This is a genomic window from Nocardioides hungaricus (assembly GCF_054782915.1).
In genome coordinates, this window is sequence record NZ_BAAGRO010000016.1 from 206,165 (window position 1) to 220,129 (window position 13,965).

Here is a 13,965-nt window from a genome sequence, read left to right on the forward strand (position 1 = left end):
AGTCACTGCTGCTCGCGGAACGGCAGCGCCGAGACCGTGAGCACGCGGGCCACGATCGAGCCCGGGGCAGCGACGACGTCGAGGGTGTGGCCGGCGTTGCGCGCGCTCTTCAACGCGACGGCGAGGACGCCGACGGCCAGGCTGGGGAAGAAGTCCACCCCGGTGAGGTCGACCGTGACGTCCCGGGCGAAGTGGTCGGTCGCCTTCTCCAGGTCGGTCCGGAACGTCGGACCGGACAGCTCGTCCACCGAGCCGGTCACGCACAGCAGGCCGGCCTCGGCGTCGTACGAGGCGGCGTAAGGGGTGTCTTCCACCGCAGCATCCTAGAGGCGGGCCGATCTCGTTTCCTCACCCCGTCGTGCGGGTATCCGTCCGGTGACCAGGACGGGGGTGACGTCGGATGGACCGTCACCCGCTGAGCACCAACCTCGTGGTGACGGCGGACCATGCAGCGACGCGATCGGCGCGCGCCGCGGTCCGCGACCTCTGCGCGAGCGCCGCGGTCGGCCCGGAGACCGCCGAGACGGCGGTGCTCCTGGTCACCGAGCTGGTCAGCAACGCGATCGAGCACGGTGGCGGCACGGCCGTCGTCGGCGCGGTCGTGGACCGGCGCCGGCTGCGGGTCTGCGTCGTCGACGACGACCCGACCCTTCCCGCCGTGCATCTCGCCGCGATCGACGCCGAGCGCGGCCGCGGGCTGCTGCTCGTGGACGCGCTCTCGTCGCGGTGGGGCGCGGCCCCGCAAAACCGGGGGAAGACTGTCTGGTTCGAACTGGATCGCAGCCCTTCCCACTAGCGCCGTCCGGACGTATTTTTCAGCCGTGAAGTGGGGGGCCCGATGAACGTCGGTGCCGTCGTCGTCGCGATCGGCTGCGCGCTTGTGGTCGCCATGACGACCTGGTGCATCCTCCGCGTCCGGCACTGGCGCGGAGTGGCCGAGCGCGCCTCGCCGTCCGGCTACGGCCGCTGCCGTGCCGCCGACCTCCGGCCCGGCGACCTCTGCTTCGTGTGGGCCTACGTGCTCGAGCACGGCGAGTGGCGGCACGGCACCGTGACCAGGGCCGAGCACGACGCCCTCGACACCGCCGAGGTGCAGCTGGTGCGGCTGGTGTTCGCCGAAGGCGCGTCGTTCACCGCCAAGCCCTTCTCTCCGGCGTGGGTGCTGCCGGTGGCGTGAAACACTGGCGGCATGGCCGACCAGCTCGTCGACGCAGCGACCGTCTCGGTCGGGCAGGACCTGGGCACCACCCTCGAGGGCTGCGTCCGCGCCCTCGCCGCTCGGCTCTCCGAGGCCGGCCGGCTCTCCGACGTCGACGCCTTCGTCGCCGATGTGCTCGCCCGCGAGGCGCAGGGCTCGACCGCCCTCCCCGGCGGCGTCGCCCTCCCCCACGCCCGGTCCGTCGGCGTCCTGACCCCCTCGGTCGCGATCGCCTCGCTCCCCGCGCCGCTGACCTCCGGTGGTCAGGAGTTCGACCTGGTCGTCCTCCTCGCCGTCCCCGCCGACCGGGCCGACCGCTACCTCGGCTACCTGCGCCAGGTCACCACCGCCGTCGTGAAGCCGGGGTTCCGCTCCGACGCCCGCGCCGCCGGGTCGCCCGTCGCCCTGGCCGAGCTCGCCGGCGAGGCGCTCGGGCGTCCGCTGATCTCCTGAGCTTGGCTAACGCAGTTCGAGGAGGTGCCCCCAGCCGCGGCGCCCGGCTCCGGCGAGGTGCTCCCACCGCACCCCGGCCGTCAGGAGGACCGCGCCGGCCGCGCTCAGCGACACCCAGCGCGGCACCGCGTCGGTGTATGGCGCGAGCTCGGCGATCACCAGCACCAGGCCGGCACCGGCGCCCGCGAGGAGCGGCGCGCGGAGGCGGGCGATCGCACCGACCGCGAGCAGCAGCCCGCACGCGACGGCGAAGATCGCGGCTCGAGGGCTCACCGGGTCGTCGGCCGCCAGGGCGAGCGAGGGGACGAGTCCGACCGCGAGCCCGGGCAGGAGGGTTCGGGTCGTGCCGAGGGACCGGTCGCGGCGCATCCACCACGCACCGTACCCGAGGAGGACGGCGGCCAGCGGCAGCGTGTAGGCCTCGGGGGTCGCCACGTCGGCGACCGCCAGCCGGACCCAGAGGGCGGCGAGCTGGAAGCCCGTGGCGAGGACGGTGCGGATCAGCGACCGTCCGGCGAGCGCGAGCGCCGCGGTCACGACGCCGAGGAGGGCGAGGTAGCCGGCGGCCCAGGCACCCTGGTCCGCCGCGGCCTCGGTGCCGACCAGCGCGGCGGCGCCCGCCACGCCCAGCGCGAGGCCGTCTCGCGGCCAGGCCGGACCACGGCCGGACGTCGCGAGCACGGTGGCCGTGAGGCCGATGACCACGATGGCGGCGACCGCCGCCCACGGAGCCGGGGCGTCGACCAGCCAGCCGACCGCGGCCGTTGTCAGGCCCGCCAGCGGAGCGAGAGCCGTGGCGGCGACCGGCGCCTCGTCGGTGGATCCGCGGACGACGAGGGCGAGCGCCACCGCGCTGGCCGCGACACCGACGGCGCTCAGCGGGGCCGGGTGGAAGGCCGCGACGCCCGCCGCCGCCGAGGCCCAGCCGATCGCGCCGGTCCACGCGAGCCAGCGCGGACCGCTCGACGCCCAGCGGGCGGCCAGGTGGAGCGCGGCCACGGCGGCCGCGACGGCGACCACCGCCAGCAGCCCGTCGACATAGCCCAGCAGCGTGACGCCAGCAGCCGCGGCACCGACGGGGACCCAGGTCCCGGCCGGCGCCGGCCGGAGGGCGAGGAGCACCGCCCCCACGACCGCGGCGGCGAGCGGGACCGTCCACGGGGCCGTGGTCAGGTCGGTCGTGACCGGGGTGAACGTCGCGGTGAGGTCCGACTCGGTCGCGACGGCGTCGAGAACGCCCTCGATCAGGGCCGTGGGCCAGGTGAGCGCGAGAGCTGCGGCGGCGGTCGCCAGGGTGCCGGCGGCGACCATCGCCGCCGGGGCGGCGGCGCGGGCCAGGGGGCTCAGGGCGGCGGCGAGCACGGCCGCGACGGCGGCGGCGACGACCACGCCGGTCGAGGTGTCGGCCGTGTGGACGGTGACGGTGGCCACGACCAACAGGTACGCCGCGACCCCGAAGTGCGCCGACCACCACCGGGCCGCGGACCGGCGGAGCGCGACGGCGAACGCTGCCGCGGCGTACCCGGCCGCGATCAGCCACGGCGCGGTGTCGCCGACGCGGACCTCGCCCATCGACACCCACACCAGCCCGAGGCCGACAAGGGCGAGCCAGGTCGCCGTCGCCAGACCGGCGGCACCGCCGGCGAGCGCGATCTGGCCGGTACGCCGGGCCGCGGCCGCGGCCGCGAGGAGGAGCGCGAGCGTCACGCCCACGACGGTGGTGACGTGCGCGTCCCAGGTGAAGGGAGCGACGAGGGCCGCCGCTCCGAGCCCGGCCGCGGCCAGGAGCTGCGGCGACATGAGGAGGCCGGTGCGGCTGCCGCGCAGGGCAGCGTTGCCGCCGCCGGCGAGCACCGCGAGAGTCACCCCGCCGAGCGTGACCGCACCGGAGCCGTCGAGATCGCCGAGCCACCCGGCCTGGTAGGCGCCCGCCATGTCGAACGCCGCGAACATGCCGGCGAGCGTCGCGAACGCCTCGGCCGCGCCGCGGAGCCCGCGTCGCGAGGCGAGGGCCGTGACGGCGAGCGCCACGCCGGTCAGCCCCAGCAGCACGGCGGTGCGGCCGCCGACGCCGAGGACCGACCACGTCACCGCCAGGAAGACCAGGGCACCGACCGTCAGACAGGCGGCGCCGAGGGTGAGCAGCACCGCGGGAACCGTCCAGCTCACCCCCGACCGGGGGGCCGGGAGGTCGAAGCTGCGCTTCCATGCGACCGGCTCCCCCGAGGTCGGTGCCGCCACGGCCGGCTCTGCGTTGCCGCCGTACGCCGCCTGGTAGCGGAGCCGCGCCAGGTACTGGTCGGCGATCTGGAGGGTCCGGTAGAGCCGGGCGGCGTCGTCGCCGGTCAGCGGGAGGCCGCACTCCCCGCACTCGGTCAACGGGCGGTGGAGCGCGGCCGAGCAGTCGGGGCAGCGGTCGGGATCGGCGTAGCGGATCGAGGTCGTCTCCGTCATGCCGTCGACGGTAGGAACGGGGCGCTGCTCGCGCCCTGAGCCCACGTACTCAACCCGGCTCAACCCGCCTGGCGCTACCCCCTGAGCGCCGAGGGGTTCGCGGCCATCCAGGTGTGGTTCGGCATCCAGCACCTCGGTCTGCTGGCGGGCATCCTGGCGCTGCGCGGGGCGGGCGTGCCGGGGGCCGGACGCGCCCGAGGCATCGGAGTCTGGCTGGCCGCCGCGGGCATGGCGCTGCTCACCGTCACCGAGCTGCTGGCGGTCACCGCTCGCGACGCGGACCTGGACCAGTACGCCTACCTGAACGTGCTCTACAGCATCGCCATCAGACGGGGAGGCGGGTGGTCCGGCTGGCGCGGCTGGGTGGTCCTCGTCACCGGGATCTGGGTGTTCGTCCCCATGATCCCCGCGCCGCTCGAGCTCGCCTTCTGGGTCGGGTTCGCGCTGCCGTTCGGCTTCCTGCTCGGGCTGGCACGCACGGTCCTGGTGGTCCTTGCTCTGATCGACGGCACGGGAAGCCGGGCATGAAGGCGTCCCCGAGCGCGTCCAGGAATGATGTCCGATGCCGGTGATCCGTAACTCCGTGCTCATCCGTTGCCCGATCGAGGTCGCCTTCGACTACCTGTCCGATCACGGCAACGAGCTCGAATGGAACCCCAAGTGCCAGGTGATGGAGCGACTGACCATCGGTCCTGTCGGCGTCGGCACCCGGTGGCGGGCGAAGTGGAGGAGCAGCCCCGACGTCGAGCTCGAGATCGTCGACCACGACCCGCCGCACTGCTGGACCACCCACAACGACGGCGCGATCGAGGTGACTCTGACCGGTCGGCTCGAGTCCACTCCCGACGGGACCGTGCTCCACACCGAGTTCGAGCCCACCCCGCACGGATGGTTCCGACTCGTCTTCCCGCTGTTCCTTCTCGCGATCCGCCGCGAGGAGAGGGCCAACATGCAACTCCTGCGGGTCGCCGTGGAGAAGCACGCAGCGACCCTCGGGTAGCTCGGTCGCCGGGTAGAAGGCGGCAGATCCCGGGCACCGAGGGGAGTCTGGCCGGCCGGGCCGAGACGGTCGCGCTGTACGGTCTGAGCCAGGGCGAGCTGGCCGGTCGCAAGGAGGGCTTCGCCGATCGACTCCTGACCGGCGACCAGGAGAGGCTCAGCACGCGTCTGGGGAGCCTCTCCCGCGGGGACTACCTCGAGGTCATCTGCGCGGGCAGCTACCCGGAGCCCTCGAGCCGCGCAGGGCGGCGCCGCTCTGTCTCGCAAGGCGACTTCAAGGGGGGCTCACGTTCCAGCGCGACAAGCTGAGGGACCGGTTTGCGATGGGCGTCGTCCTGTACACCGGCAAACAGCCGCTGCCCTTCGGTGACCGCCTCTGGGCCCTCCCCTACTCCGCACTCTGGTCCTGACGCGCGGCCGGGGAGCGTCCGTCCGGCATCGCCGGCTGACTGCCCGCGGAATGGACGAAGCCCCGGATCGGGGACCGGGGCCAGTCACACGTGCGCGAGGGGGAGTTGAACCGTGGAGCACCACGCTCGATCCGGCGTCAACCGCTGTCCTGAGCGGGAAACCGGCGTCCCGTTGCCTCCGGTTGACTCCCGTTCCCTCGGGTCCGTGCACCCCAGGGGTGCACCAGCCGGTGTTCAGTTGTCCAGCACAAGCCGCTGGAAGATGCACGCTACAGGCACCCCTTGCGATTCGCCTAAGAGGTAACGATACTGAACCTGTTATGCGAACCTCGTCGTTCCCGTTGCTGCCACTCCTGAGATCGCGGGTCCAGGGCGACCTCCTGGCACTCGTCTACCTCAACCCCGACGAGGAGTACAGCATCACCGAGGCGGCGCACCGGATCGGGGCATCGGTGAAGGCCGTCCACCAAGAGGTCACACGATTGGTGGAGACCGGGCTCCTGTCCGACCGGAAGCTCGGCACCTCACGCCTGGTTCGCTCCGTGCAGGACTCGCTCCTCACCCGCCCCCTGACCGACCTGCTCGCAGTCACCTACGGACCGCTGCCCGTGCTGACCCGGTCCCTGGCCGGACTAGGCGGCGTCGACCAGGCGTTCATCTACGGCTCCTGGGCAGCCCGCTACAACGGCGAACCGGGACCCGTGCCGGCCGACGTCGACGTACTCATCATCGGCGACGTGGACCCCGACGATCTCGACGAACGCGCTCGCGAAGCGGAAGCAGTTCTGCGGCGCGAGGTCAACGTCCGCAGGATCCGCCCAGCCACCTGGGAGAACCAGGAAGACCCGTTCGTGACGACCGTGAGGGAACGGCCCCTCATCGAGTTGCACCTGAACTCCGAGGGGAACGACGCATGAGATGGCAACAGGGGCGGGCCGAGATCGACAAGATGCTCGCCGACGGCGAACTCGAACGCGTCCAGGCCAGCCGCGAGCACGCCGACCGGCTCCTCAGCCAAGCACGGCGCCACCTCGACTCCGCCGAAGCCACCTGCGAATCAGATCCAGAAGGTGCCTACGGCACCCTGTACGACGCCGGCCGCAAGGCACTGTGGGCGATCCTGGCCAACCAGGGACTGCGACCCACCACCAAGGGCGGCCACCTCGCCGTCTACCACGCCGTGAAAGCCCAACTCGACCCACCGATGGGACAACAACTGCGGCCCCTCGACCGGATGCGACGCCAGCGACACGACGCCGAGTACCCACAGATCGACACCCCCGAACTCCACCCCGACGACATCCGCGACGACCTCCCCAAGATCCGCGCCATCGTCGACATCGCCGAACGAGTCCTCGACAACATGCCCGTCTACTAAATCCCGCCGCCTCGGTTCAGCTACGGCCAGCAGCCGTGGACCGAGGGGCCCGGACGCCGCGAGCCGCCATGGCCAAGAAGCAACGACCAGCTTCAGGAGTGCTCACTCGCCAAGCCGGCCACCACGATCAGTTCACCCACTATGAGCTACCCGCATCTGTGCGCACCATTGTCGCGAGGGCGGTCGGCAAGCAGTTCCGGCTGTCGTACGACACTTGACAGCGCCTAGCTACAGGCGAGGGTGCCTGCCAGATCACGCCAAGGCATGGCGCAGCATCGACCCGAACTCCTTGAAACCATTCAACTGCGGACGTTTTCGCGCGATCGCCCCTTCGCTTCTGTCACGCCTCTGACTCACCTTTGCCGCACGTTCACCCCCATGCACTCCTATGCAGCACCACAGATGCTCAAGGCCACAACTCCACCTCGAGTGCACGGAGTGCGGTCGCCGCGTGCGTCCGGGCCCGGTTGCCGAAGCCGTGTGTCGCCTCGGGTCCGGACTCGGTCCAGAGCACGCCCGCGTCGCACAGGTGCAGCGGATCCTGCTCGTCGTGCACCTGGAGGATCAGCCGCACCGACCCCGCGACCAGCTCCTCCTCGTCGGCCTCGACCCGCAACGAGATCCGAACGAGCTGGGGCAGGTCCTGTGCTCCGGGTCGCGGCTCGAGCCGCCGGGCCAGCCGGGCCTGGAGGTCCCGGACACCGCCTCGCCGCCGCGGTGGTGCCCCGGCCGTCGGCGCCGCCCGCGGCATCGCGGCGGCGATCGCGGCGAGCATCGCCCGGACCGTCGTCTCGTCGTCGGGATCGTCCTTGACCAGGGCCGTCACCCGGTGCTCGTCCTCGGCGTTGAGAGCGCCCACCCGCCAGTGCGAGCCGGCCGACTCGATGCGTCCGGCGGCGACCAGCCGCAGGCCGAGCAGGGCCGACGAGGTCAGCAGCCGGACGCTCGGGTGCAGGTCGTCCAGGGCGTGCGCCTTGGTGAGGACCGGCAACGCGGCGCGGATGAGCAGCGCGACCGTGCGCCGCTCGTCACTGAACCCCACCACGCCGTCTCGGGGCGGCTCGGCCGGTCTCAGGACCGCGGTCCCGGTCACCGGTACGAAGCCCGTGCCGGGGTGACGGTAGCCGGGGGCACCGACGTGGCCGGTCGGGTCCTGCGGCTGCTCGGACGCTTCTGTCGAAGCGTCTCAGCCCAGCACGATAGTCCGGACGTTGGTGAACTCCAAGGCACCGATCGCGCCGAGCTCGCGACCGTAGCCGCTCTGCTTCACGCCCCCGAACGGCAGCCTGGGGTCCGAGGCGGCGACGGCGTTGACGAACAACAGACCGGATCGGATCCGCGAGCCGACGGCGAGCGCCCGCTCCACGTCGGCGGACCACACGCTGGCCCCCAGCCCGTAGGCCGTGTCGTTGGCGAGGTCGACCGCCTCGTCGTCAGTGCCGAACCGCGCCACTGCCGCGACCGGCCCGAATGTCTCCTCCACCATCGCCGCCGTCCCCGGCGAGACCTCGGTCAACACGGTGGGTGCGTACCACGCCGGCCCGCGCTCGAGGCGCCGTCCTCCGGTCAGTACGACGGCGCCGGCCCGAACGGACTCCTCGACCTGCCGGGCGAGCTCGTCGGCGAGGTCGACCCGGGCCAACGGACCGATCCTGGTCGTGGTCTGGTCGGGCGGACCGACCCGGAGCTGCTCGACCGCCGTCGTCAGCCGGGTCTGGAACTCCTCGACCAGCGTCTCGTGCACGAGGAACCGCTTGGCGCACAGGCAGGACTGCCCGGTGTTGAGGAACCTGGCCTGGACGGCGTGGGGGACCACCGTGTCCAGATCGGCGTCGTCGAGCACCACGAAGGGGTCGGAGCCACCCAGCTCCAGCACGGTCTTCTTCGCCGCCCGGGCGGCGCTCGAGGCGACCGCGGCACCTGCTCGATTGCTACCCGTGAGCGTGACCGCCGCGACGCGCGGGTCGCAGATGAGCCCATCGACGGTGGCCGGCACCTGGTGCTCGGCGATCAGCAACGCCCGCAGCAAGCCCGCGGGCAGCCCGGCATCCTCGAGCAGCCGCTCGATGGCCAGCGCCACGCCCGTGACGTTGGGGGCGTGCTTGAGCAGACCCGCGTTGCCGGCCATCAGCGTCGGGGCTGCGAAGCGGAACACCTGCCAGAACGGGAAGTTCCACGGCATGACCGCCAGGACGACACCCAGGGGCTCGTGGCGGATCAGGCTCGCGGCGCCGGGCCCGTCCACCTCCCTGTCGGCCAGCAATCCCGGTGAGACCTCGGCGTAGTAGTCGCACACCCACGCGCACTTCTCGATCTCGGCCAACGCCTCGGTGATCGGCTTGCCCATCTCCGCCGTGGCCAACGCGGCCAGGCCAGGGGCGTCGGCCCGCAATCGGAGGGCCACCCGGCGCAGCGCATCGGCCCGTGCCGTCACCGGCAGCCGGCTCCACTCCGCCTGAGCCTCCACAGCCTGGCCGAGGACCGTCTCGACCTGCGCCCCGGACATCGGGGAGTAGCGCTGCAGGACGCGCCCGGTCGCCGGGTTGGTGGTGAGGATGGCATCGGACAGGTCAGCGGGCACGGCGTACGCCTCTCGTTCGGGTCGTGGCCGCGACCCCGGATCTCACCGGGCCCGCGGATCGTAGGCAGTGGTCTCGAGGACTCCGTCCCGACGAACCCGGAGCTCGACACCTGTCACGTACGACGGCTCGCCGGGGTCACCTCCGGTGGGTCCGGCCAGGACCGCGCGCAGCAACGGTGAGTGCGTCACACCCACGACCACGCGATCTCGGTGCGGTCCCGCGTCCGCGAGGGATCGGGCGAGGTGCCCGACACGTCGGACCAGGTCGGCGCCCGACTCGCCGGGCGGGTCTGCGTGGGCCAGCCACCAGCCGATCCGATCGGGATCGGCGAAGAAGGAGGGCCACCAGGGATGAGCCGCCACGTCCTCCTCGTCCAGACCGGGAACCTGCTCGGCGAGAGCCGGCGCCGAGCTGACCATGTCGACACGCGTGCCCGCGAGGTAGAGGTCGGGGTTGCGCAGCGCGAAGCAGCCGAGCGGTCCGAGGACCCGACCGTCCTCGGCGATGCCGCGGACGATCGCCTCGGCCGTCTCCCGGCTGCGCCGGGTTCCACCGTGGAGAACCGAGATCGGCCCGTCGACACCGGCCGCGATGGCCTTGCCCGTGTCCTCGGCGAAGGCCAGGCCACCGGGGGTCACCGGGACGTCGCCTCGGTGGGAGGCGACCTCGGCGTGTCGGAGCAGGAGCAGTCGGACCTCAGACATCGATGGTCGTGTAGGTCTTGACCGATCGTTCCTCCAGGTAGTCGACGATGTAGTCGAAGACGTTCTCCTGGAAGTACGGCGTGGCCTTGTGCGCGAGATAGCCCGCTTCGTCGACGTACTGCTCGTAGAGGAAGAAGGTGCGCGGGTCCTCCGGAGAGACCTGCGCCTGGTAGAACAGGTTCGCCTCCTCGCCGCGCGACAACGGTGTCATCGTGCGGATCACCTCCTCGACGCGCTTCTCCTCGCCCTCCTTGGCTTTCCAGACGGCGGCCACGACGAATGCCATGCGGTTTCCCCTCTCGGTGTGTGTGCGGTCGGTTGTGGTGCGGCGGATCGGCCGGTCAGGAGCGACGCGGCCCGACGGTGTTGCGCAGGACCCCGATACCCGAGGCCTCCAGCTCGAGGACGTCGCCCGATGAGAGCCGGCGGCCCAGCTCGATTCCACTGCCTCCGGTCGCCGTCCCGGAGCCCAGCACCTCCCCCGAACGCAGCGTGAGGTCCTGGGAGCTGTAGGCGATCATCGCCTCGAAGGTGTGGTGCATGTCCGCGGTCGAGGCGCCTCCCCAGCGCTCGCCGTTGACCCTCACCTCGAGAGCGACGTCGTGGGGATCGATCTCGTCGGCGGTGACGATGCACGGTCCGAGCACGTTGGAGCCGTCCCAGTCCTTCGCCTTGCCGGGACCCATCCCGACGGGCAGCTCCCTGGCCTGGACGTCGCGGGCGGACAGGTCGTTCCAGATCGTGTAGCCGAAGACGTGGTCCAGAGCACGCTCCACGGTGATGTCCCGGCCGGTGCGACCGATGACGGCGGCGAGCTCGAGCTCGTGGTCGAGCTGCTGAGTGTACGCCGGCCACGGAATCTCCTGCTCCGGTCCGATCACGGTCTCGGGCAGGCCCTTGTAGTAGCCGGGGACGGTGTACCACTCGTCCGGGATCGCCTTGCCCAGACCCGGGAAGACATTGAGCAGATGACCCTCGAAGGCGAGGAAGTCCCGAAGCGTCCGCGGTCTCAGCGGGGCGCGCAGCGCCACCGCGCCGGCACGGCGGGTCACGCCGATCGGCGCCCCCGCCTCGATGAAGGCGACCATGTCGCCGTCGAACCCGACGTCCACGACGTCCTCGCCGTCGAGATAGCCGACCCGCTCACCGGCGTCGGCCTGATAGGTCACGAACCTCACAGCGTGGTCACCGGACGCGACTGGAGCATATGGAGTCCGGTCGCGTCGTAGGCCCACTCGATGTCCTGGGGGCCGCCGTTGAGGTCAGCGAGCTGTAGCCCCATCCTGGCCAGGTCGGCCAACTCGGCGTCCGAGAGCACCTGCCGGCCCACGATTCGCGACTTCTTCAGAACTCCCTTGCGGTCGACGGTGTAGTAGTCGGGCGTGGTCTCCCCCGACACCACGTGCTCACCCACGCCGCAGGCGGCCTCGATCACGATCCGGTCGCGACGGCCGTGGACCGGGTCCACGGTGAACATGACACCGGCCTTGTCGGCGTTGACCATCTGCTGGACGACGACGGCCATCTGGATGTCGTCCAGGTCGCCCTTGTGCTCGCGGTAGAACACCGCGCGGTCGGAGAAGAACGAGAGCCAGCACTCGACGATCCGCTCCGGCACCGCGGCGGGCGCGACGAACAGATAGGTCTCCTGCTGACCGGCGTACGACGCGTCGTCGCTGTCCTCGGCGCACGCCGAGGACCGAACCGCGACCGAGACGTCCGGGGGCAGGAGGTCCAGTGCAGCCCGGACCTCCTCGCCGGGGGGGCGGGTGCCGGCGACGACCCGGCGGGCTCCCTCGAGGTCCTCGGCGCGCAGGCGCTCCAGCAGCAGCCCGCCGTCGACGGCCCCGGTGAAGGCCGCCGAGGTGATCACGAAGCCCGGGGGGACCGGCAGGCCGTACTGGGTCATCGTCGCCAGACTCGCACCCTTGCCCCCGGCCAGGGCGACCTCGCGACACCGGGGGTCCTCGAAGCGCAGGACGTTGGGCACGTCGGTCACGAAGGCACCGTTGCCTTCGCTGTCGGGTCCCCGGTCATGGGAGGACTTGCACCAGACCGGTGGTCCCGTCCACCCGGACCCGGTCGCCGGTCTTGATCGAGCGGGTCGCGACGGAGGTGCCGACCACCGCCGGGATGCCGAACTCACGGGAGACCACGGCGGGGTGCGAGGCCATGCCACCGGCGTCGGTGACCAGGCCGGCGATCCTGGTGAAGAGCACCACCCAGGACGGGCTGGTCATGCGGCAGACGATGACTTCACCCTGCTGCACCTGGCTGAACTCCTCGGGGGAGAGAACGACGCGGGCGATGCCCTCGACCACGCCCTTGGAGGCGCCGAGTCCCTGCACCTCGCCCTCGACCTCCGACGGCTTGCGGTGAACCTTCTCGGGGAACGCCCACAGGGCCAGGTAGGGAAAGGCCAGGTTCTCCTCGGTTGCGGTCCCGACCCAGTCCCGGGGCCGCTTCTCGTAGGCCTCCTCGCGGGCGTCTCGACGATCCCCCACCAACTCCTCGGCGTCGAAGCCATTACTGCCTGCCATGAGGGTGCGCAGTTCGTTGTAGCGCAGGTACATCACATCCTCGGGGTCGGCGAGCTTGCCCTGCTCCACGAGCTTGGCGCCGATCGCGACCAGCACCAGCCGCACGCGCGCGTTGGTCCCTTGGTCGATGTAGAAGTGGTGGTCCGGGGTCAGCGGGTTCATCCGCAGGCTGAGGTCCAGGGCGGACTGCAGCCGCTGCCGGTCCTCCCCGTCGACCCCGTCCATCACCTCGACCTTGGCGGCCTCGAGATCGGCGGCCACCGAGGCGATCTCGGCCGGGTAGTCGTAGTCCGCCTCGAGGTAGCCCCGGATCGCCTCGAGCACCGGGGCCGGGTCCTCGCGCCAGGTCTTGAACGAGAACTCGTGGGCGTACATGGACTTGTAGCCGAAGACCCGCTGATAGCCCTCGATGTACTCCTCGAGGAACTCGCGCCCCTCCGCCGTGGACTCGAGCGCCTCCCGGATCTCCGGCACCGAGGACCGGCCGAAGGCCTCCGCCACCGGTCCCCCCTCGGACCTCACCTTCTCCTTGAACTTCCACAGCTCTTCGATGGAGTCCCAGTTGCGGTTCTCCAGCGAGCTCTGCAGCCGGCCCATGAGGTCGCTGTGGTCCCCCTTGCCCTTGACCTCGGCGATGACCGCGTTGAGGTTGGTGGTGGAGGAGAACTGGGCGAAGTTGAGCACCCAGTGGATCTGCCAGTGCCGGTCGTGCATGTCGATCGCGTCCTCGAGGAGGATCGCGAGGTCGACGAGTCCGGCAGCCCCGTAGTCATAGGCGTCGAAGCGCTCGAAGTTGCGAGTCATCTCCGGCACCAGCCGATCGCCCCACCACTCGAGGAAGTGCTCGGCGTAGTACGGCAGCGTCCAGCCGAGGTAGCCACCGATCTCCGCGGCATAGGCGTCGTTGTCCGGAACCCGCGGCACGTAGCGGGCCCCGTACTCAGTCGTCTCGGCCGAGAGGCCCGGCTCGGCCGGGATGGCGGCCGTGTAGACGTAGCCGTTGACGATCTTGTGGATCCAGTCGGAGGCGAACGGCGTGCCGAACCTGCGGAACATATAGTCGCACTTGAGCCACCACCCCCCGATGTCGGCATACATCGGCGACACCGGATTGGGGATGTGCAGGTCGTCGTGCACCCACAACAGCTGCTGCTGCCCGTCCTCCCAGTCGACGGGGAACTCCTCGTCCCCTAGGAAGGACGCGACGATCTCGGACATCTGGTCTCCTGCTCATAGGCCCGACGTGG

Annotated in this window: 16 protein-coding genes; 7 read left to right on the top strand and 9 right to left on the bottom strand. The window is 71.4% G+C overall.

The features are described from left to right. Positions 1 to 2 precede the first annotated feature (2 nt). Positions 3 to 314, bottom strand: a complete 312-nt coding sequence (locus tag ACYVKX_RS06005) for an STAS domain-containing protein (RefSeq protein WP_460829835.1) — start codon at positions 312 to 314, stop codon at positions 3 to 5. 86 nt (positions 315 to 400) lie between these two features. On the opposite strand from ACYVKX_RS06005, the gene ACYVKX_RS06010 reads away from it, so the two are divergent. The 3 genes from ACYVKX_RS06010 to ACYVKX_RS06020 are packed head-to-tail and all read left to right on the top strand — an operon-like array spanning position 401 to position 1,651. Then, positions 401 to 796: an ATP-binding protein gene (locus ACYVKX_RS06010; protein ID WP_460829836.1), complete on the top strand. Its 396-nt coding sequence runs from the start codon at positions 401 to 403 to the stop codon at positions 794 to 796. Between the two features lie 42 nt (positions 797 to 838). Continuing rightward, positions 839 to 1,177, top strand: coding sequence for a hypothetical protein (locus ACYVKX_RS06015; protein ID WP_460829837.1), 339 nt, complete (start codon positions 839 to 841; stop codon positions 1,175 to 1,177). 12 nt (positions 1,178 to 1,189) lie between these two features. After that, the gene (locus tag ACYVKX_RS06020; RefSeq protein ID WP_460829838.1) at positions 1,190 to 1,651 is read left to right on the top strand and encodes a PTS sugar transporter subunit IIA; all 462 of its coding nucleotides are present in this window, start codon (positions 1,190 to 1,192) and stop codon (positions 1,649 to 1,651) included. A gap of 6 nt (positions 1,652 to 1,657) precedes the next feature. Here the strand turns inward: ACYVKX_RS06020 and ACYVKX_RS06025 are convergent, their stop codons facing one another. Beyond that, positions 1,658 to 4,105, bottom strand: a complete 2,448-nt coding sequence (locus tag ACYVKX_RS06025) for an SCO7613 C-terminal domain-containing membrane protein (protein ID WP_460829839.1) — start codon at positions 4,103 to 4,105, stop codon at positions 1,658 to 1,660. A gap of 111 nt (positions 4,106 to 4,216) precedes the next feature. Between ACYVKX_RS06025 and ACYVKX_RS06030 the strand changes: the two genes are divergently transcribed. The 4 genes from ACYVKX_RS06030 to ACYVKX_RS06045 all read left to right on the top strand — a co-directional run bounded on the left by ACYVKX_RS06030 (position 4,217) and on the right by ACYVKX_RS06045 (position 6,892). After that, a complete protein-coding gene (locus tag ACYVKX_RS06030) occupies positions 4,217 to 4,633 on the top strand; it encodes a hypothetical protein (RefSeq protein WP_460829840.1) in 417 nt (138 codons plus the stop codon). A 34-nt stretch (positions 4,634 to 4,667) separates the two neighbouring features. Further along, the gene (locus ACYVKX_RS06035; protein WP_460829841.1) at positions 4,668 to 5,105 is read left to right on the top strand and encodes an SRPBCC family protein; all 438 of its coding nucleotides are present in this window, start codon (positions 4,668 to 4,670) and stop codon (positions 5,103 to 5,105) included. A 627-nt stretch (positions 5,106 to 5,732) separates the two neighbouring features. Further along, on the top strand, positions 5,733 to 6,431 hold the full coding sequence (locus tag ACYVKX_RS06040) for a nucleotidyltransferase domain-containing protein (protein WP_460829842.1): 699 nt from the start codon (positions 5,733 to 5,735) through the stop codon (positions 6,429 to 6,431). Continuing rightward, the gene (locus tag ACYVKX_RS06045; protein WP_460829843.1) at positions 6,428 to 6,892 is read left to right on the top strand and encodes a HEPN domain-containing protein; all 465 of its coding nucleotides are present in this window, start codon (positions 6,428 to 6,430) and stop codon (positions 6,890 to 6,892) included. The genes ACYVKX_RS06040 and ACYVKX_RS06045 overlap by 4 nt, the downstream gene beginning before the upstream one ends. Before the next feature lie 406 nt (positions 6,893 to 7,298). Here the strand turns inward: ACYVKX_RS06045 and ACYVKX_RS06050 are convergent, their stop codons facing one another. The 7 genes from ACYVKX_RS06050 to ACYVKX_RS06080 all read right to left on the bottom strand — a co-directional run bounded on the left by ACYVKX_RS06050 (position 7,299) and on the right by ACYVKX_RS06080 (position 13,936). Further along, the gene (locus ACYVKX_RS06050; RefSeq protein WP_460829844.1) at positions 7,299 to 7,985 is read right to left on the bottom strand and encodes a hypothetical protein; all 687 of its coding nucleotides are present in this window, start codon (positions 7,983 to 7,985) and stop codon (positions 7,299 to 7,301) included. Between the two features lie 93 nt (positions 7,986 to 8,078). Next, positions 8,079 to 9,473: an NAD-dependent succinate-semialdehyde dehydrogenase gene (locus ACYVKX_RS06055; protein ID WP_460829845.1), complete on the bottom strand. Its 1,395-nt coding sequence runs from the start codon at positions 9,471 to 9,473 to the stop codon at positions 8,079 to 8,081. A gap of 42 nt (positions 9,474 to 9,515) precedes the next feature. Then, entirely contained in the window at positions 9,516 to 10,178 is a 663-nt protein-coding gene (locus ACYVKX_RS06060) for a phosphoglycerate mutase family protein (RefSeq protein WP_460829846.1), read from the bottom strand. Next, a complete protein-coding gene (locus ACYVKX_RS06065) occupies positions 10,171 to 10,464 on the bottom strand; it encodes a putative quinol monooxygenase (RefSeq protein WP_460829847.1) in 294 nt (97 codons plus the stop codon). Before ACYVKX_RS06065 ends, ACYVKX_RS06060 begins: the two co-directional genes overlap by 8 nt. A 55-nt stretch (positions 10,465 to 10,519) precedes the next feature. Then, a complete protein-coding gene (locus tag ACYVKX_RS06070; protein WP_460829848.1) occupies positions 10,520 to 11,347 on the bottom strand; it encodes a fumarylacetoacetate hydrolase family protein in 828 nt (275 codons plus the stop codon). Between the two features lie 5 nt (positions 11,348 to 11,352). Continuing rightward, on the bottom strand, positions 11,353 to 12,177 hold the full coding sequence (locus tag ACYVKX_RS06075; protein WP_460829849.1) for a PEP/pyruvate-binding domain-containing protein: 825 nt from the start codon (positions 12,175 to 12,177) through the stop codon (positions 11,353 to 11,355). Positions 12,178 to 12,211: 34 nt separating this feature from the next. Further along, on the bottom strand, positions 12,212 to 13,936 hold the full coding sequence (locus tag ACYVKX_RS06080) for a PEP-utilizing enzyme (protein WP_460829850.1): 1,725 nt from the start codon (positions 13,934 to 13,936) through the stop codon (positions 12,212 to 12,214). Positions 13,937 to 13,965: the final 29 nt, after the last annotated feature.

Excerpts from the sequence above, each read along its gene's own strand:
- ACYVKX_RS06010 (WP_460829836.1), top strand. The coding sequence starts at position 401 with ATGGACCGTCACCCGCTGAGCACCAACCTCGTGGTGACGGCGGACCAT.
- ACYVKX_RS06015 (WP_460829837.1), top strand. The coding sequence starts at position 839 with ATGAACGTCGGTGCCGTCGTCGTCGCGATCGGCTGCGCGCTTGTGGTC.
- ACYVKX_RS06020 (WP_460829838.1), top strand. The coding sequence starts at position 1,190 with ATGGCCGACCAGCTCGTCGACGCAGCGACCGTCTCGGTCGGGCAGGAC.
- ACYVKX_RS06025 (WP_460829839.1), bottom strand. The coding sequence starts at position 4,105 with ATGACGGAGACGACCTCGATCCGCTACGCCGATCCCGACCGCTGCCCC.
- ACYVKX_RS06035 (WP_460829841.1), top strand. The coding sequence starts at position 4,668 with ATGCCGGTGATCCGTAACTCCGTGCTCATCCGTTGCCCGATCGAGGTC.
- ACYVKX_RS06045 (WP_460829843.1), top strand. The coding sequence starts at position 6,428 with ATGAGATGGCAACAGGGGCGGGCCGAGATCGACAAGATGCTCGCCGAC.
- ACYVKX_RS06060 (WP_460829846.1), bottom strand. The coding sequence starts at position 10,178 with ATGTCTGAGGTCCGACTGCTCCTGCTCCGACACGCCGAGGTCGCCTCC.
- ACYVKX_RS06065 (WP_460829847.1), bottom strand. The coding sequence starts at position 10,464 with ATGGCATTCGTCGTGGCCGCCGTCTGGAAAGCCAAGGAGGGCGAGGAG.
- ACYVKX_RS06080 (WP_460829850.1), bottom strand. The coding sequence starts at position 13,936 with ATGTCCGAGATCGTCGCGTCCTTCCTAGGGGACGAGGAGTTCCCCGTC.